Source organism: Streptomyces solicavernae (genome assembly GCF_029968095.1).
GTDB classification, from domain to species: domain Bacteria; phylum Actinomycetota; class Actinomycetes; order Streptomycetales; family Streptomycetaceae; genus Streptomyces; species Streptomyces solicavernae.
This window is the reverse complement of record NZ_JASCIR010000002.1, coordinates 301,547-318,709: the sequence shown is the minus strand read 5'-3', so window position 1 is coordinate 318,709 and position 17,163 is coordinate 301,547. Positions and strand designations below refer to the sequence as shown.

Sequence of the window (17,163 nt, the reverse complement as noted above, 5' to 3'; positions counted from 1 at the left end):
AATGGCCAGTACACCGGGGAGTTGGGCTCGTCACAGCGCGCGGCGGCGGCTCCCTTACGGGCAGCGCACGACCTGCCCCGCGTACGACAGGTTCCCGCCGAAGCCGAAGAGCAGCACCGGCGCCCCCTGCGGGATCTCGCGCCGTTCGACCAGCTTGGACAGGGCGAGCGGGATGCTCGCGGCCGAGGTGTTGCCGGAGTCCACGACGTCCCGGGCGACGACCGCGTTGACGGCCCCGATGCGCTCGGCGACCGGTTCGATGATGCGCAGGTTGGCCTGGTGCAGGACGACCCCGGCAAGGTCCTCCGGCGCGAGACCGGCGCGCTCGCACACCGTGCGGGCGATGGGCGGGAGCTGGGTGGTCGCCCACCGGTACACGCTCTGGCCCTCCTGCGCGAAGACCGGAGGCGTGCCCTCGATGCGCACCGCGTGACCCATCTCCGGCACCGAGCCCCAGAGGACGGGCCCGACTCCGGCCTCCTCGCCGTCGGCGACGGCCTCCAGGACGACGGCGCCCGCGCCGTCCCCGACGAGCACACAGGTCGTACGGTCGTTCCAGTCCGTGATCTCGGACATCTTGTCGGCGCCGATGACGAGGGCACGGGTCGCCGAGCCGGCGCGGATCGCGTGGTCGGCGGTGGCCAGGGCGTGCGGGAAGCCGGCGCAGACCACGTTCAGGTCGAGCACGGCGGGCGACGGCATGCCGAGGCGGGCGGCGACGCGTGCGGCGGTGTTCGGGGAGCGGTCGACCGCGGTGGAGGTGGCGACGACGACCAGGTCGATCTCGTCGGCGGCGCGGCCCGCGGCGGCCAGGGCCTTGGCGGCGGCCTGGGCGGCGAGCGCGTCGACGGGCTCGTCGGGGCCCGCGATGTGCCGGGTGCGGATGCCGACCCGGCTGCTGATCCACTCGTCGCTGGTGTCGACGAGCTGCGCCACGTCGTCGTTGGTGAGCACCTTCGCGGGCTGGTGGTGTCCGACCGCGGTGATCCGCGTGCCGTTCGTGCCGTACATGGTGCGGGGCCTCCGACGCCGAGTGCTGAGCAGGAGGACCCAGTCTCGTCAGCGACTCACGGGTAGGACGGCACGCAAGGCGACAGTATTTCAACGTAGTCGTTGGAGCTTTCGACCAGATGGGAGGTACGCCCATGGATACACCGGGGATCTGGAGCTGGCCTGCGGCACCGGTCAGTGGACGGCGCGGCTCGCGGCGAGGGCGCGGTCGGTGACGGCCGTCGACGCGTCGCCGGAGGTGCTGGCCCTGGCGCGGGCCCGCAACGCGTCGTCCGCCGTGCGCTTCGTGCAGGCCGACCTGTTCGCGTGGCAGCCGCCGCGGCGCTACGACACCGTGTTCTTCGCGTTCTGGCTGTCGCATGTCCCGCCCGCGCGGTGGGCCGGCTTCTGGCGCATGGTCGCGGGCGCGCTGGCGCCGGGCGGCCGGGCGGTCTTCGTCGACGACGGGCCCGCCGCTGCCGCCGAGGAGGAGGAGATCCTCGCGGACCAGCCGGGCAGTTCGTCGCGGTCGCGGAGCCGGCGCCCGCCGCCGGCTGAGCCGCCCGGCCGGTCGGGCAGGGGTCAGCGCAGCCGACGCGCGCGCAGCACCACGTCCTCGTGGTGGTGGGCGCCCGCCCCACCCTCGGGGATCTCGCGCGGCCGCCGCTCGTGCACCTCGACCTGCCAGTCGTCGCCGAGCAGCGCGGCGACCGTGTCCGGCAGGACGTAGTCCTCCGGGTCGAAGCCCGCCTCCTGAGCGTGCTGCTCGTCCACCACGTGGTGGACGAGCAGCAGTACGCCGCCGACCGCGACGGCCCCGAGCAGCGCGCGCTCGGCAATCGCCTCCGGGGTGCGGAGCAGGGCCAGGCCGGGTACTGGGCGGACACCAGGTCGAAGGAGCCCGGCGCGAGCCCCGCCTCGGTCAGTTCGGCGTGCACCCAGCGGACGGGGACACCGGCGTCGCGGGCGTGCCCGGCCGCCCGTTCGAGGGCCACGCCCGAGACCTCGACCGCGGTGACGTCCCAGCCGCCGCGGGCGAGCCAGATGGCGTCGGCGCCCTCCCCGCAGCCGACGTCGAGGATCCGGCCGGGGGCGAGCCGGGCGGCCTCGGCCACCAGCGCCCCGTTGGGCCGACCGCTCCAGAGCTGCTGCCGGTCGGCGTATCGGTCGTCCCACTCGGCCCGTACGGAGGGGTCGCCGAGGTAACTCTCGGTGCGCGTTGCTGCGCTGTCGTCATTCATGGGCCCACCGTGCACCCGGGTCCCCCGCGACCCCCACAAAAGTTGCCGGTGCGGCAAACCCCGGGCGTGGGGCGGAGGCGGCCCGGGTCAACGGTTGGCAACGTGCTGCGTGAACCCTTGTCGACCCAACTTCCATACTGTAGACAATATTTCGTCGACACAGCTCACTCGGCCCGGGTGGTCGACGTGCGGCACCGTGCAAGGAAGGCCACCCCTCGCTCCCCCGAACAACTCCTCGGTCCCCTCAACCGACAGGAGCCCTACCGTGAGAGTCGCAGTCCTCGGCGCCGGAGCGATCGGCGCCTACGTCGGAGCCGCGCTGCACCGCGCGGGCGCCGACGTCCATCTCGTCGCCCGTGGACCGCACTTGGCGGCCATGAGGCAGCACGGCGTGCGTGTGCTCAGCCCTCGCGGCGACTTCACCGCGCGGCCGCACTGCACGGACGACCCCGCCGAGATCGGCCCGGTCGACCATGTCTTCCTGGGCCTGAAAGCGACCTCCTACGCGGCGTGCGGGCCGCTCGTGGCGCCGCTGCTCCAGGACCGCACCAGCGTGATCGCCGCCCAGAACGGCATCCCCTGGTGGTACTTCCACCGGCACGGCGGGCCGCACGACGGCCACCGGATCGAGAGCGTCGACCCCGGCGGCTCGGTCAGCGCGGTGCTCGCCCCGGAGCGGGCCGTCGGCTGCGTGGTGTACGCGGCCACGGAACTCGAAGGGCCGGGCCTCGTGCGGCACTTGGAGGGCACCCGGTTCTCCGTCGGCGAGCCCGACCGGTCCACCTCGAAGCGGTGCCTGGAGTTCAGCGAGGCCATGCGCGCAGGCGGGCTGAAGTGCCCCGTCGAGCCCGAGCTGCGCGACGACATCTGGATCAAGCTGCTCGGCAACATCTCGTTCAACCCGATCAGCGCCCTGACCCGGGCCACGATGCGCCAGATGTGCGTGCACGGCACGACGCGCGAGGTCATCGAGCAGATGAGGCGGGAGACCCTGGCCGTCGCGCACACGCTGGGCTGCCGTCCGGAGATCTCCGTGGAGCGGCGCATCGCGGGCGCCGAACGCGTCGGCGACCACCGCACCTCCACCCTCCAGGACCTGGAGCGCGGCAAGCCCCTCGAACTCGACGTGCTGCTCGCCGCCGTGGTGGAACTCGCCGCGATCACCGGCGTCCCGGTGCCCACACTCCGTACCGTGCACGCCCTCTCGGACCTCCTGGCCACGCGCACCGTCCACGAAGGCAGGGCTGCCGCATGACACAACGCGACCGCACCCCGAAGACGTACAGCCGCACCCCGAAGACGTACAAGCGCACCCCGAAGACGTACAACCGCCTCACCCACCCCCTGGTCCGCGACAAGAAGGGCGGGCCGCTGCGCCGCGCCACCTGGGACGAGGCGCTCGCCAAGGCCGCCGAAGGGTTCCGGCACGCGCGCGTGGAGCACGGTCCCGACGCGTTCGCGATGCTGTCCTGCGCCCGCGCGACCAATGAGATGAACTATGTGGCGCAGAAGTTCACGCGGGTCGTGATGGGCACCAACAACGTGGACTCCTGCAACCGCACCTGCCACGCCCCGAGCGTCGCCGGGCTCTCCGCCGTCTTCGGCTCGGGCGGCGGCACCTCCTCGTACGAGGAGGTCGAGCACACCGACCTGATCGTGATGTGGGGCTCCAACGCCCGCTTCGCGCACCCGATCTTCTTCCAGCACGTGTTGAAGGGGATACGCAACGGGGCGCGAATGTACGCGGTCGACCCGCGCCGTACCTCCACCGCCGAGTGGGCCGAGTCCTGGCTCGGGCCGAACGTCGGCACCGACATTCCGCTCGCGCACGCCGTCGCCCGCGAGATCATCCACGCCGGGCTGCACAACGCGGCGTTCATCGAGCGGGCCACCAGCGGCTTCGAGGAGTACCGCGCCCTGGTCGAACCGTGGACCCTCTCCCTCGCCGAGAAGGTCACCGGCGTACCGGCCGCCGCGATCCGCGACCTCGCGCACACCTACGCGAGAGCCGAACGCGCCCAACTGTGCTGGACGTTGGGCATCACCGAGCACCACAACGGCACCGACAACGTCCGCGCCCTGATCAACCTCGCCCTGCTCACCGGCCACGTCGGGCGGTACGGCGCGGGCGTGCAACCCCTGCGCGGGCAGAACAACGTGCAGGGCGGCGGCGACATGGGCGCCATCCCCAACCGGCTCCCCGGCTTCCAGGACATCCTCGACGACGGCCACCGCGCCAAGTTCGAGGCGGCCTGGGACACGGTGATCCCACCGAAGTACGGGATGACGCTCACCGACATGTTCGAGGCGATGAGGCCGACGGCAGGACACAGATCGCTGCGCGCGGTGTACTGCATCGGCGAGAACCCGGCCCAGTCCGAGGCCGACAGCGACCAGGCCCTGCGCCGTCTCGCCGCCCTCGACCACCTGGTCGTCCAGGACATCTTCCTGACGAAGACCGCCGAGCTCGCTGACGTCGTCCTCCCGGCCACGGCCTCCTGGGCGGAGACCGACGGCACCACCACCAACAGCGAGCGCCGCGTGCAGCGCGTACGGGCCGCGCTCGCCCCGCCCGGCGAGGCCCGCGAGGACATCGACATCATCTGCGAGATAGCCGAACGTCTGGGCCACGCCTGGAAGTTCGCGGACGCGGAGTCCGTCTGGAACGAGCTGCGCGCCCTGTCCCCCGACCACTTCGGCATGACGTACGACCGCCTGGAGGAGCAGCAGGGCCTCCAGTGGCCCTGCCCCGACCTGGAGGCACTGCCCTCCAGTTTCCTGCACGGACGCCTCTGGGACCCCGACCCCGAACTGCGGGGCCCACGGGCGGCGTTCGGCCTCGTCGAGCACGACCCGCCGGTGGACCTCACCGACGAGTCGTACCCGCTGCGGCTGACCACCGGGCGGCGGCTCGACTCGTACAACACCGGTGTGCAGAGCGGCGGTTTCGCCTCTCCGCTGCGGCGCGGGGAGTACGTGGAGCTGTGCCCGGAGGACGCGGAGCGGTACGGCGTGGTGGTGGGCGAGGAGGTGCGGGTGGCCTCGCGGCGCGGCACGGTGGTCGCGCCCGTGTGGGTCGACCCCGGCCTGCGGCCCGGCCTCGCCTTCATGACTTTCCACTTCCCCGACGAGGTGGACACCAACGCGCTCACGATCGAGGCGAACTGCCCGATCGCGGGCACGGCGGAGTTCAAGGCGTCGGCGATCCGGATCGAGAAGATCGATGCGGCCGTGAGGAGCTGAGGAGCTGACATGGATCTGCACTTCGGTGACAGCAAGCCGACCGACGAGGAGCGCGCCGCCGTCGACGGGCTGCTCGGCCCGCCCGAGTCCCCCTGGGAGGGTGCGTCGGACCGCCCGGACGCGGATCTGCGCTGGGCCCTCGGCGGCCGCACGGCCCGGGACCGGCGCGATCTGCTGCTGCCGGGGCTGCACGCGGTGAACGACCGGATCGGCTGGATCAGCGAGGGCGCGCTGGCGTACCTGTGCCGGCGTCTCACGGTGCCGCCGGCGGAGGCGTACGGGGTGGCGACGTTCTACTCGCTGTTCGCGGTGCGGCCGCGGCCGGCGACGGTGGTGCAGGTCTGCACGGACCTGGCCTGCGCGGCCCGCGGTTCGGCCGAGCTCTGCTCGTCGCTCGAAGCCCGCCTCGGGGCGCCCGGTACGCCGGTGGCGGGCGGCGCGGTGTGGGAGAAGAGCCCGTGCCTGGGCCTGTGCGAACGGGCACCGGCGGCACTGGTGGTGCGTGCGGGTCCGCCTGCGGCGCCGTCGTGGCTGGGCGCGCAGTTCCCCGCGCCCCTATCGGGGCACGTGAATTCAGCCCCTCCGGCGTTTGAGGAGCGGGGGTCTGGGGGCGGAGCCCCCAGTTACGGGAAGGGGCGGGGTGGGGAAGAAGCCCCCAGCCGGGCCACCGCCGTACTCGCCCCCGCAACCGTGGACGCAATCACCCGCGCCGCCGCCGAACCGGAGTCCGCGGAACCCGAACCCCCGGCCGCGATGGCCGTCCCCCAAGCAGGCCAGAAAGGCCTGATCCTGCTCAAAAGGATCGGCAGGATCGACCCGCACAGCCTCGACGACTACCGGGCAACCGGCGGCTACGAAGCCCTCCGCAGAGCCTTCCACCTCGGCCCCGCCGAAGTGATCCGCGAGGTCACGGACGCCGGCCTCCTGGGCCGAGGAGGAGCCGCCTTCCCCACGGGAAGAAAGTGGCAGGCCACCGCCTCCCAGCCCGACCACCCCCACTACCTCGTCTGCAACGCCGACGAATCAGAACCCGGCACCTTCAAGGACCGCGTCCTGATGGAGGGCGACCCGTACGCGCTGATCGAGGCGATGACGATCGCCGGGTACGCGACCGGCGCCCACCTCGGCTACCTCTACCTCCGCGGCGAGTACCCGCGCGCCCTCGAACGCCTCACCCACGCCCTCGCGCAGGCCCGCGCCCGCGGCCTCCTCGGCGGGAACGTCCTCGGCCAGGGCTACGCCTTCGACATCGAGATCCGGCGCGGCGCGGGCGCGTACATCTGCGGTGAGGAGACCGCGCTGTTCAACTCCATCGAGGGCTACCGGGGCGAGCCCCGCTCCAAGCCGCCGTTCCCCGTGGAGAAGGGCCTGTTCGGCAAGCCGACGACCGCCAACAACGTCGAGACGCTGGTGAACGTCCTGCCGATCCTGACCATGGGCGCGCAGGCGTACGCGGCCATCGGCACCCCCGCCTCCACCGGGCCGAAACTGTTCTGCGTCTCCGGGAAGGTCGAACGCCCCGGCATCTACGAGCTGCCGTTCGGCGCGACCCTCGGCGATCTGCTCGAACTCGCGGGCAAGCCGGACCAGTTGAGGGCGGTACTGCTCGGCGGTGCCGCGGGCGGCTTCGTGCGCGGCGACGAGCTGGACATCCCGCTGACCTTCGAGGGGACGCGCGCGGCCGGCACCACCCTCGGCTCGGGCGTCGTGCTCGCCCTCGACGACACCGTCCCGCTGCCCCGCCTGCTCCTCCGTATCGCCGAGTTCTTCCGCGACGAGTCCTGCGGACAGTGCGTGCCCTGCCGGGTCGGCACCGTACGGCAGGAGGAGGCGCTGCACCGGATCGCCGAGCGTACGGGGGCCGCCGCGGCGGACGACATCGCGCTGTTGCGGGACGTGGGGCGGGCCATGAAGGACGCCTCGATCTGCGGCCTCGGCCAGACCGCGTGGAACGCCGTCGAGTCGGCCATCGACCGCCTTGGAACGTACGCATGACTGCCACCGGCCGTCTCGGGACGTACGCATGACCGCCACCGCCACCGGCCGTCTCGGGACTACGCATGACCGCCATCGACCGCCTCGACCTTCTGGGAGCGTACGCATGACCGCCATTCCGCTGCAGCCGCCGCGTCGCCTCGTGGAGTTCACGCTCGACGGCGAACCGGTCCGGGTCCCCGAGGGCGCCACCGTCCTGGACGCCTGCCGGGCCGCCGGCAAGGACATCCCGACGCTCTGCGAGGGCGACACACTCACCCCCAAGAACGCCTGCCGGGTGTGCGTGGTGGAGGTCGAGGGCGCACGCACCCTGGCACCCGCCTGTTCCCGCAGGGCCGAGCCCGGGATGGCGGTCCGCACGGACACCGAGCGCGCCCGGCACAGCCGCAGGCTGGTCCTCGAACTCCTCGCGTCCTCGGTCGACTTGTCGACCACGCCGCGCGTCCAGGAGTGGCTGAAGGAGTACGAGGCGAAGCCCGGCCGCTTCGGCCCGGACGCGGCCCGCCTGAACGAGTCCCCGAAGGTCGACAACGACCTGTACGTACGCGACTACGACAAGTGCATCCTCTGCTACAAGTGCGTGGACGCCTGCGGCGAGCAGTGGCAGAACACCTTCGCCATCGCCGTCGCCGGGCGCGGCTTCGACGCCCGGATCGCCGTCGAGCACGACGCCCCGCTCACCGACTCGGCGTGCGTGTACTGCGGCAACTGCATCGAGGTGTGCCCCACGGGCGCGCTGAGCTTCAAGTCCGAGTTCGACATGCGGGCGGCCGGTACGTGGGACGAGGAGGCGCAGACGGAGACGACCACGGTGTGCGCGTACTGCGGTGTGGGCTGCAATCTGACGCTGCACGTGCAGGACAATGAGATCGTCAAGGTCACCTCGCCGCACGACAATCCGGTGACCCACGGCAACCTCTGCATCAAGGGCCGCTTCGGCTACCAACACGTACAGAACCGGGACTGATCACCTGATGGGACGCGTCACCGAGCGACGCCGCGTCATCCGTGTCCGGGACGGGGCGGTCTCGACCCGCCCGGACACGCTGGTCGCGGAGGAGCCGCTGGAAATCCGCCTGAACGGCAAGCCCCTCGCGATCACGATGCGCACACCGGGCGACGACTTCGCGCTCGCCGCCGGGTTCCTGGTGAGCGAGGGCGTCCTCGGCGACGCGGACGAGCTGCGCTCCATCGTGTACTGCGCGGGCGCCACGGCGGAGGGCTCCAACACGTACAACGTGGTGGACGTGTCGACCGCGCCCGGCGTCGTCCTCCCGGACATCACCCTGGAACGGAACGTCTACACGTCCTCGTCCTGCGGTCTCTGCGGCAAGGCCAGCCTGGACGCCGTACGTACCACGGCGCGCTGGCCCATCGACGACGCGGCCGGCGACGGCACGCACGGCGCGGACCACCAGAAACGCAGCACTCCCCCGGTCCGGCTCGACCCCGAACTGCTCGCCTGCCTCCCCGACCGGCTGCGGGCGGCCCAGCGGGTCTTCGACCGGACCGGGGGCCTGCACGCGGCGGCGCTGTTCACGGAGGACGGCGAGCTGATCGACGTGCGGGAGGACGTGGGGCGGCACAACGCGGTCGACAAGCTGGTCGGCCGCGCCCTGCAGGACGGCCGCCTTCCGCTGGCCCGCACGATCCTGCTTGTCTCCGGGCGCGCCTCGTTCGAGCTGGCGCAGAAGGCCGTGATGGCCGGGATTCCGGTACTCGCCGCGGTCTCGGCGCCGTCCTCCCTCGCCGTGGACCTGGCGGCCGAGTCGGGGCTCACGCTTGTGGGCTTCCTGCGCGGCGCCTCCATGAACGTGTACGCGGGCGACCATCGCATCGCCCTGCAGGGCTGACTGCGACCCGCCCGCCTACACGGCGGCGGGGCCCCGGCCGGTGAGGAGCGCCCCCTGCACCGGCCGGGCCCGGCACGCGTTCCCTCGGACGTCCCTTGCCCAGTCCGGGGGCCGGCCCCCGTGGCCGACCGCAGGTCCTTCGGGAAGGGGCGGGGAGGGGAAGCACAAGGCCGCCACCATCCCCCACGCACAGGTCCTTGTCGGCGACTGCCACCCCAAGTACGGTCTCCAAACCGGACATTGGACGTGGGATGTCCGGATGACGCGAAATCAGATGCCGCGCAGCACAGCTGAAGGGCAGGTCTCAGCATGCCGTCCGGACTCCGCGCACGACTCCCAAAAGCACGTCCCCGCAGGGCCTTACGCCCCCTCCTCGCCGCACTCGCAGCCCTCGCCGTGGCCGCACCCACCGCGCAGGCCGCACCGAGCGCCGCGGACTTCACGCAGCAGGTCCTCTTCAAGGCCTCCCAGGACCCGGGCTACGCCTGCTTCCGCATCCCCGCCGTCGTCCAGACGAAGGCGGGGACCCTGCTCGCCTTCGCCGAGGGCCGGGTCAACGACTGCACCGACGCGGGCGACATAGACCTCGTCCTCAAACGCTCCACCGACGGCGGCCGCACCTGGGGCCCGCTCCAGGTGATCAACGAGGGCGCCGGTGACACCCACGGCAACCCCGCGCCCATGGTGGACCGCGAGAGTGGCCGGATCCTGCTCGCCGAGACCTGGAACCCGGGCAAGCCCGGCGGCGGCAACTGCGACGTGCCCTGTGAGCGCACCCCGCACCTCCAGTACAGCGACGACGACGGCCGCACCTGGTCGAAGCCCCGCGACCTGAGCGACCAGATCCTGCCCGAGCACTGGAACTCCTGGTACGCGACCGGCCCCGTGCACGGCATCCAGCTGAAGCAGGGGCCGCATGCCGGGCGGCTCGTGTTCGGCGTCAACACCGAGACGTGGAACGGCAGTCGGGTCACCGCCAACCACGCCGCCCTGATCCTCAGCGACGACGGCGGCGACACCTGGAAGATCGGCGCGACCGACTCCTGGCCGATAGCGCAGGACGGCACGTTCCGCCAGAAGCCCTCCGAGGTGACGCTCACCGAGCGGGGCAACGGCGAGATCTACGTCAGCGGCCGCGAGCAGGACGGCACCGACCTGGGCCACCGCACGCACGCCGTGAGCCGCGACGGCGGCGCGACCTTCGACGGCAAGTTCCGCGCGATCCCGGACCTGTACGCACCCCAAGTGCAGTGCGCCACCGTCGGCCTTGAGAGCCGGATGCTGCTCTCCTGCCCGGCCGACCCGGACCGGCGGCGCACGATGATGGTGCGTTCCTCGTACGACGAGGGCCGCACCTGGGAGAGCGTGGACCGCGGCACGGTCGTGACGACCGACTGGTCCGGCTACTCCGACATGGTGGCGATCGGCGGCGCGGACAGCTCCCCGGCGACCGTCGGCCTCCTCTACGAGGGCGGCGCGGTGGACGCGCGCGACGAGATCCGCTTCGCCCGCTTCACCGAGGACTGGCTGAAGCCCCGCCGCGGCCCCGACCCGACCACCCCCGACCTGGCGTCCGGCGCGCCCGGCGGGGCCGTGCTCGGCGGCGCCCGGCAGACCCCCGGCCGGTTCGGCGGGGCGCTCGCCCTCGACGGCCGGGACGACGCCGTACGCCTGCCCTACCGCTCGCAACTCCCGCTGTACGAGAAGGACTTCACGGCGTCCGTGTGGTTCCGCTACTCGGCGGCGAGCGGGAACCATCCGCTGCTGTGGATGGGCGGGGTCGGCACCAACCAGCCGCAGGTGTGGCTGCGCGCGGAGCCCGGCTCGGGGCGGATCACCGGCCTGATGACCGCCAGGGACGGGGCCGCCGCGCCCCGCTCGGCATGGGTGCGCAGCCCCTCCGCGCACAACGACGGGGCATGGCACCACGCCGTACTGCGCCGTTCGGGTGGAGAGTTCAGCCTGACCGTCGACGGCGCGAAGGCCGCCACGGCCGCCGCTCCAGGCTCGGTGACCCGCACCTCCGGGTTCGGGGTGCACATCGGCCAACGCGTCGACAGCCGCCAGCACTTCGCCGGTGCGCTGGACGAAGTCCGGGTCTGGGACCGGGCGTTGAGCGACGCCGAGGTGAAACGCCTGGGACGGCAGGGACAGCAGGGACGTGCCAAGTCCGCTGTGACACGCGGCACCGTGCTGTGGCTGCCCATGGACCGGATCAACGGCAGCCGTTAACGTCCGGTGCGTGTCGGCCGCTGAGCGTACGAAGCGTACGAGGGTTCCCGCGGGCCGGCGGCGGCAGTTCGGCGCCGGTGTGGTGCTGCTGCTCGCCGCGGTCCTGGTGGGCGCCCTGCTCGCCGCCCTCCCGGCGACGGACGGCCGGGAGGCCGGCGCCGCGTGCGCCCCGCGCAAGGTGGCGTCCTGGGCGCCGGACCAGGGCACGACCGGGGAGTTCACCCGGTACGGCGACGACGCGTCGCGCGCCGACGACTGGTCCGGCGGCGACGGCACGCACTCGGTGCGCCTCCCGGACGGCCGGGTCCTGTGGCTCTTCTCGGACACGTTCCTCGGCCGGGTGCACGCGCCGCCGAACCGGTCGGGCCAGCCGCACTCCTGGCGCGACGGCAGCGCACCCTTCGTACGCAACTCAGCGGTGGTGATGGACCGTTCGGGCCGTCTTGAGCGGACGCTGCCCGCGCCGGTGTTCGCCGATCCGGCGGCCGGGCAGTGGCGCTGGCCGGTCGCGGCGAAGGTCGAGCCGCGCTCCCCCGGCTCCGCCGAGCAGGTGGTCCGGGTCCTGCTCTGGACCCGCGCCACCGGCACCGGCCCGTGGATCTACGGCCTGCCGCTGGCCACGGAGGTCGCCACCCTCTCCCTGCCCGGCCTGCGCCTGGAGGGCGTGGTCCGGGTCTCCGACCAGAGCACGGTCCAGGACCCGGCCGAGCGCGTCCTGTACGGGACGACCGCGGTCGACGGCGAGGAGTACACGTACGTCTTCGGCGGCAACGACGGGAAGACGGCGACGGGGGCCGCGTCGCAGGCGTTCCTGGCGCGCGTCCCGCGCGGGCGGCTCGCCGAGCCCGGCGCCTGGCGGTACTGGGACGGCGAGGGTTGGGGCGACCGGGCGGCGCCGGTGCTCGGGGACGGGGCGAAGAAGGGCGTGGGCAGCGCGTACACCGTCGTACGGGACGAGGGGACGTGGGTGCTGTTCACCATGGCGGCGGGGGTGGAGGGCCTGTCGACGATCACGTCGTACTGGTCGTGCGCCCCGTCCGGCCCGTGGCACGGCCCGGCGAAGGGGTTCACGCCGCCGCTGCCGGCGGACAGCGCGCCGCAGCAGCGCACGGCCGTCTACAACCCGCAGGCGCACCCGGCGCTGCGCGGCGACGACGGCCGGCTGCTGCTCAGCTACGACGTGAACTGGCTGGACCCGGACCCGCGGGCCGCGCAGGCCAACGTCAGCCGGAACGTGTCGCTGTACCGGCCACGGTTCCTGCGGCTGCGGCTCGCTCCAGGCGACTGATCGGACCGGGGTCCGGCTCCGGCGCGGGCGGTGCGGCGTCGGGCGAGGCCTCCAGGTCGCGGGAGCGGCGCTTGGCGATGACGGCGCAGACCATCAGCTGCATCTGGTGGAACAGCATCAGCGGAAGCACCGCGAGCGAGGCCTGCGCGCCGAACAGGACGCTCGCCATGGGCAGCCCGGCCGCCAGGGACTTCTTCGACCCGGCGAACTGGATCGCCACCCGGTCGGCCCGCCCGAAGCCGAGGCGCTTCGCCCCGAACCAGGTGAGTGTCAGCATCACGGCGAGCAGCACGGCCTCCACGCCGAGCAGCGCGAGCAGCCGCAGCGGGGTGACCTGGTGCCAGATCCCGGCGACCATGCCCTGGCTGAACGCGGCGTACACGACGAGCAGGATGGAGCCGCGGTCCACCCACCCCAGAACCTTCTTGTGCCGGGCGACGAACGGCCCGATCCAGCGGCGCAGGAACTGCCCGGCGAGGAACGGCACGAGCAGCTGCAGCACGATCTTCACGAGCGAGTCCGCGGAGAACCCGGCGTGCCCGCCGATCAGCCCGGCCGCGAGCAGCGGGGTGAGCACGATCCCGGCGAGCGAGGAGAACGACCCGGCGCAGATCGCGGCGGGCACGTTGCCGCGCGCGATGGAGGTGAACGCGATCGAGGACTGCACGGTCGACGGTACGAGGGTCAGGAACAGGAAGCCGCTGTAGAGCGCGGGCGTCAGGACGTACGGCACGAGCCCGCCCGCGGCCAGGCCGAGCAGTGGGAACACGGCGAAGGTGCAGGCGATGACGGTGAGGTGGAGCCGCCAGTTGCGCAGCCCGTCGAGCGCCTCGCGGGTGGAGAGGCGGACCCCGTAGAGGAAGAACAGGAAGGCGACGGCCGCGGTGGCCGCGCCGGAGGCGACGTCGGCGCCCGTGCCGCGCGCGGGCAGAAGCGCGGCGATCCCCACCGTGCCGAGCAGCAGCAGGACGTACGGGTCGATCGGCAGCCGGGACGGCCAGGTCGGGCGTTTCACGTGCGCTGTGCTCCAGTGCGGTGGTCGGGGAGTCGGTGGGCCGGGAGTCGGGGGCCGGGAGTCGGTGGGCCGGGACGGGCGCGCGGTGCGGAGCGTGCCCTCTCCATCGTCCTCCAGTTCCCCGTGATCGGGAATCCGGGATACGGGACTGACTGCTATCGCGATCGCCGATAGCCGCGCAGGCCCACAGGGCCTAGCCTCTGTGTCATGTACGACCCGGGGCAGCTGCGCACGTTCCTGGCCGTGGCGCAGACGCTGAGCTTCACGCGGGCCGCGCGCCGGCTGGGTCTGCGGCAGTCGACGGTGAGCCAGCACGTGCGGCGCCTTGAGGACGCGACGGGCCGCACGCTCTTCGCCCGGGACACGCACAGCGTGGAGCTGACCGAGGACGGCGAGGCGATGCTCGGTTTCGCCCGCACGATCCTGGAGGCGCACGAGCGGGCGGCGGCGTTCTTCGCGGGGACGCGGCTGCGCGGGCGGCTGCGGTTCGGGGCCTCGGAGGACTTCGTCCTCACCGAACTCCCGGAGATCCTCAAGGCGTTCCGGCGCGAGCACCCGGAGGTCGACCTGGAGCTGACGGTCGAGCTGTCCGGCACCCTGCACCGCAGGCTCGCGGACGGGCGGCTCGACCTGGTCCTCGCCAAGCGGCACGCGGGGGCGGACGGGACGCTGGTGTGGCGGGACGAGCTGGTGTGGGTCGGTGCGGAGTCGGGCGGGGAGCGGCTGCGGATCGACCCGCAGGAGCCGGTCCCGCTGATCGTGTATCCGCCGCCCGGCATCACGCGGGCCCGTGCCCTTGAGGTCCTGGAGCGACACGGCCGGGCGTGGCGCGTGGCCTGCACCAGCGGCAGCCTCAACGGCCTGGTGGCGGCGGCCCGCGCGGGCCTCGGCGTGATGGCCCACACCCGCAGCCTGATCCCGCCGGGCCTGTCCCGCATCCGCTCGGGCCTCCCGGACCTCGGCGAGGTCGACTTCGTCCTCCGCCACGGCCGCACGCGGGCGGCGCGGACGCAGGAGGCGGCGGACGCGCTGGCCTCGGCGATCCTGGCGGGCGGCGACCGCTTGCACCGGGGCCGCTGAGGGCACCGCGCGCAGGGGAGACTCCCGCCATGCCGGCCCGGATCAGCCGGGCAGGGGCACACAGCGTGACTACCCCGTATAGATCCCGTGGAGATTACGGCACCGAAACTTACCCGTAAGTAAGATTCCGCCCATGCCTCCGCCCACGCCTGCGCCCACGCCTCCACCCCTGTCCCCTCATTTCGCCGCCTGACCTGTGGCGATGCCAAAAATCCCGGAAGCGCCACCCCCTCCCGCCCGGGAGCCGCGTGGGGTACCGTCACCCGCGCTGTGTGGAGCGCCACAAGGAGAACCATTGCGCGAGTTCACCTCACCTCCCCTGGCGTCGGCGCCGCCGGTGGGCGGTCTGGCCGATGCCGTCTTCGGCCATGCCCTCGAAGACCCCCTGCGCATCGCCCTGGGACGCAAGACCGACGGCGTGTGGCAGGACGTCACCGCCGCAGAGTTCCGCGACGAGATCCTCGCCCTGGCCAAGGGCCTGCTCGCGCAGGGCGTACGGTTCGGCGACCGCGTCGCGATCATGTCCCGTACGCGCTACGAGTGGACGCTCTTCGACTTCGCCCTGTGGACCGTCGGCGCGCAGGTCGTGCCGGTCTACCCGACATCCTCCGCCGACCAGGTCTTCTGGATGCTGTACGACGCCGAGGTCTCGGCCTGCGTCGTGGAGCACGAGGACCACTCGATGACGATCGGCTCGGTCATCGACCGGCTGCCCGCGCTGCGCCGCCTCTGGCAGCTGGACTCGGACGCGGTCGGTGAACTGCGGGCCGCGGGCGAGCACATCGACGACGAGGTGGTGCACCGCCACCGCCGCGCGGTCACGCCGGACTCGGTCGCGACGGTGATCTACACCTCCGGTACGACGGGCCGCCCGAAGGGCTGCGTGATCAGCCACGCCAACTTCATGTACGAGGCGGACACCGTGCTCGGCCGCTGGGAGCCGGTGTTCCACTCCAAGCGCGGCGACGAGGCGTCCACGCTGCTTTTCCTGCCGCTCGCGCACGTCTTCGGGCGGATGGTGGAGGTCGCGGCGGTTCGCGGCCGGGTCAAGCTGGGGCACCAGCCGAACCTGAACGCGGCCGCGCTGCTGCCCGACCTGGCCGCGTTCCGGCCGTCGTTCATCCTGGCCGTGCCGTACATCTTCGAGAAGGTCTTCAACGCGGCCCGCAGGAAGGCCGAGACGGAGGGCAAGCTCGGGCCGTTCGACAAGGCCGTCGAGGTCGCGGTGAAGTACTGGGACGCGATGGAGCACAAGGCCTTCGGCACCGGCTCGGGCCCCTCGGCGGCGCTGCGGATGCAGCATCAGCTCTTCGACAAGCTGGTGTACTCCAAGGTCCGCGCGGCGATGGGCGGCCGGGTGCGGCACGCGATGTCCGGCGGCTCCGGCATGGACCGCAGGCTCGGCCTGTTCTTCGCGGGCGCGGGCGTGCTGATCTTCGAGGGGTACGGGCTCACCGAGTCGACCGCCGCCGCGACCGCCAACCCGCCGGAGCAGACCCGCTTCGGCACGGTCGGCCGTCCGATCCCGGGTGCGACGGTGCACATCGCGGACGACGGCGAGGTGTGGCTGCACGGCGGCCATGTCTTCCAGGGCTATCTGGGCAACCCGAAGGCCACCGACGAGGCGCTGCACGGAGGCTGGCTCGCCACCGGCGACCTGGGCCACCTCGACGAGGACGGCTATCTGACGATCACCGGCCGCAAGAAGGAGATCATCGTGACCTCCGGCGGCAAGAGCGTCTCGCCCTCGCAGCTGGAGGAGCGGGTACGGGACCATCCGCTGGTCGCCCAGTGCATCATCGTCGGCAACGACCGGCCGTACATCGCGGCCCTGGTGACGCTGGACTCCGACTCCGTCGAGCACTGGCTGAACATGCGCGGCAAGCCGACGCTGAACCCCGCCGACCTGGTCCGCGACCCGGACCTGGAGACGGAGATCCGGCGTGCGGTGGTCGCGGCGAACACGCTGGTCTCGCAGGCCGAGTCGATCCGTACGTTCCGGATACTGGCGCACCAGTTCTCCGAGGAGCACGGGCTGCTGACCCCGTCCCTGAAGCTGAAGCGGAAGGCGATCGAGCAGACCTACGCGGCCGAGGTGGAGGCCCTCTACCGCGCCTGACCCTCGGCTTGAACCTCACCTGCACCAGGTCCTGACGGTTCATCAGTTACCGATGCGTCAGTTCTTGACGGTTCATCAGGTTGCCCGCAGAATCCCCCTCACTTCGA

At 72.4% G+C, this 17,163-nt stretch carries 11 protein-coding genes and 2 pseudogenes; 10 read left to right on the top strand and 3 right to left on the bottom strand.

All coding sequences use genetic code 11. The features are described 5' to 3' along the window. Window positions 1-54 precede the first annotated feature (54 nt). Window positions 55-1,011, bottom strand: a complete 957-nt coding sequence (locus tag QIS99_RS03865; RefSeq protein WP_282510368.1) for a beta-ketoacyl-ACP synthase III — start codon at window positions 1,009-1,011, stop codon at window positions 55-57. A gap of 151 nt (window positions 1,012-1,162) precedes the next feature. Between QIS99_RS03865 and QIS99_RS03860 the strand changes: the two are divergent. Continuing rightward, window positions 1,163-1,525 (top strand): annotated as a pseudogene (locus tag QIS99_RS03860) (class I SAM-dependent methyltransferase); the annotation flags it as partial. Between the two features lie 47 nt (window positions 1,526-1,572). On the opposite strand, the pseudogene QIS99_RS03855 reads toward QIS99_RS03860, so the two are convergent. Next, window positions 1,573-2,231 (bottom strand): annotated as a pseudogene (locus tag QIS99_RS03855) (class I SAM-dependent methyltransferase). 265 nt (window positions 2,232-2,496) lie between these two features. Between QIS99_RS03855 and QIS99_RS03850 the strand changes: the two are divergent. The 7 genes from QIS99_RS03850 to QIS99_RS03820 all read left to right on the top strand — a co-directional run bounded on the left by QIS99_RS03850 (window position 2,497) and on the right by QIS99_RS03820 (window position 12,842). Next, the gene (locus QIS99_RS03850) at window positions 2,497-3,486 is read left to right on the top strand and encodes a 2-dehydropantoate 2-reductase (RefSeq protein ID WP_282510366.1); all 990 of its coding nucleotides are present in this window, start codon (window positions 2,497-2,499) and stop codon (window positions 3,484-3,486) included. Further along, window positions 3,483-5,474, top strand: a complete 1,992-nt coding sequence (locus tag QIS99_RS03845; protein WP_282510364.1) for a molybdopterin oxidoreductase family protein — start codon at window positions 3,483-3,485, stop codon at window positions 5,472-5,474. The genes QIS99_RS03850 and QIS99_RS03845 overlap by 4 nt, the downstream gene beginning before the upstream one ends. 9 nt (window positions 5,475-5,483) lie before the next feature. Continuing rightward, the gene (locus tag QIS99_RS03840) at window positions 5,484-7,469 is read left to right on the top strand and encodes an NAD(P)H-dependent oxidoreductase subunit E (RefSeq protein WP_282510362.1); all 1,986 of its coding nucleotides are present in this window, start codon (window positions 5,484-5,486) and stop codon (window positions 7,467-7,469) included. A gap of 106 nt (window positions 7,470-7,575) precedes the next feature. Continuing rightward, window positions 7,576-8,436 carry a 2Fe-2S iron-sulfur cluster-binding protein gene (locus tag QIS99_RS03835; protein WP_282510360.1) on the top strand — a complete coding sequence of 287 codons (861 nt, stop codon included), beginning with the start codon at window positions 7,576-7,578 and terminating at the stop codon, window positions 8,434-8,436. A 7-nt stretch (window positions 8,437-8,443) separates the two neighbouring features. Beyond that, window positions 8,444-9,322 carry a formate dehydrogenase accessory sulfurtransferase FdhD gene (fdhD, locus tag QIS99_RS03830; protein WP_282510358.1) on the top strand — a complete coding sequence of 293 codons (879 nt, stop codon included), beginning with the start codon at window positions 8,444-8,446 and terminating at the stop codon, window positions 9,320-9,322. A gap of 309 nt (window positions 9,323-9,631) precedes the next feature. Continuing rightward, window positions 9,632-11,554, top strand: coding sequence for a sialidase family protein (locus QIS99_RS03825; protein ID WP_282510356.1), 1,923 nt, complete (start codon window positions 9,632-9,634; stop codon window positions 11,552-11,554). A 10-nt stretch (window positions 11,555-11,564) separates the two neighbouring features. Next, window positions 11,565-12,842 (top strand): DUF4185 domain-containing protein, encoded by a 1,278-nt coding sequence (locus QIS99_RS03820; RefSeq protein ID WP_282510354.1) that lies wholly within the window; start codon window positions 11,565-11,567, stop codon window positions 12,840-12,842. On the opposite strand, the gene QIS99_RS03815 is transcribed toward QIS99_RS03820, so the two are convergent. After that, entirely contained in the window at window positions 12,778-13,857 is a 1,080-nt protein-coding gene (locus QIS99_RS03815) for a bile acid:sodium symporter family protein (RefSeq protein WP_282510352.1), read from the bottom strand. The two genes, QIS99_RS03820 and QIS99_RS03815, sit on opposite strands and share 65 nt — an antisense overlap. 207 nt (window positions 13,858-14,064) lie before the next feature. Here QIS99_RS03815 and QIS99_RS03810 point away from each other — a divergent pair, with 207 nt between their 5' ends. Together QIS99_RS03810 and QIS99_RS03805 are read left to right on the top strand one after the other, a co-directional pair. Beyond that, entirely contained in the window at window positions 14,065-14,937 is an 873-nt protein-coding gene (locus QIS99_RS03810) for a LysR substrate-binding domain-containing protein (protein WP_282510350.1), read from the top strand. Window positions 14,938-15,232: 295 nt separating this feature from the next. Then, window positions 15,233-17,056, top strand: coding sequence for an AMP-dependent synthetase/ligase (locus tag QIS99_RS03805; RefSeq protein ID WP_282510348.1), 1,824 nt, complete (start codon window positions 15,233-15,235; stop codon window positions 17,054-17,056). Window positions 17,057-17,163 lie beyond the last annotated feature (107 nt).

Coding starts and splice junctions, on each gene's coding strand:
- QIS99_RS03865 (WP_282510368.1), bottom strand. CDS start 1,011: ATGTACGGCACGAACGGCACGCGGATCACCGCGGTCGGACACCACCAG.
- QIS99_RS03845 (WP_282510364.1), top strand. CDS start 3,483: ATGACACAACGCGACCGCACCCCGAAGACGTACAGCCGCACCCCGAAG.
- QIS99_RS03840 (WP_282510362.1), top strand. CDS start 5,484: ATGGATCTGCACTTCGGTGACAGCAAGCCGACCGACGAGGAGCGCGCC.
- QIS99_RS03835 (WP_282510360.1), top strand. CDS start 7,576: ATGACCGCCATTCCGCTGCAGCCGCCGCGTCGCCTCGTGGAGTTCACG.
- fdhD (WP_282510358.1), top strand. CDS start 8,444: ATGGGACGCGTCACCGAGCGACGCCGCGTCATCCGTGTCCGGGACGGG.
- QIS99_RS03825 (WP_282510356.1), top strand. CDS start 9,632: ATGCCGTCCGGACTCCGCGCACGACTCCCAAAAGCACGTCCCCGCAGG.
- QIS99_RS03810 (WP_282510350.1), top strand. CDS start 14,065: ATGTACGACCCGGGGCAGCTGCGCACGTTCCTGGCCGTGGCGCAGACG.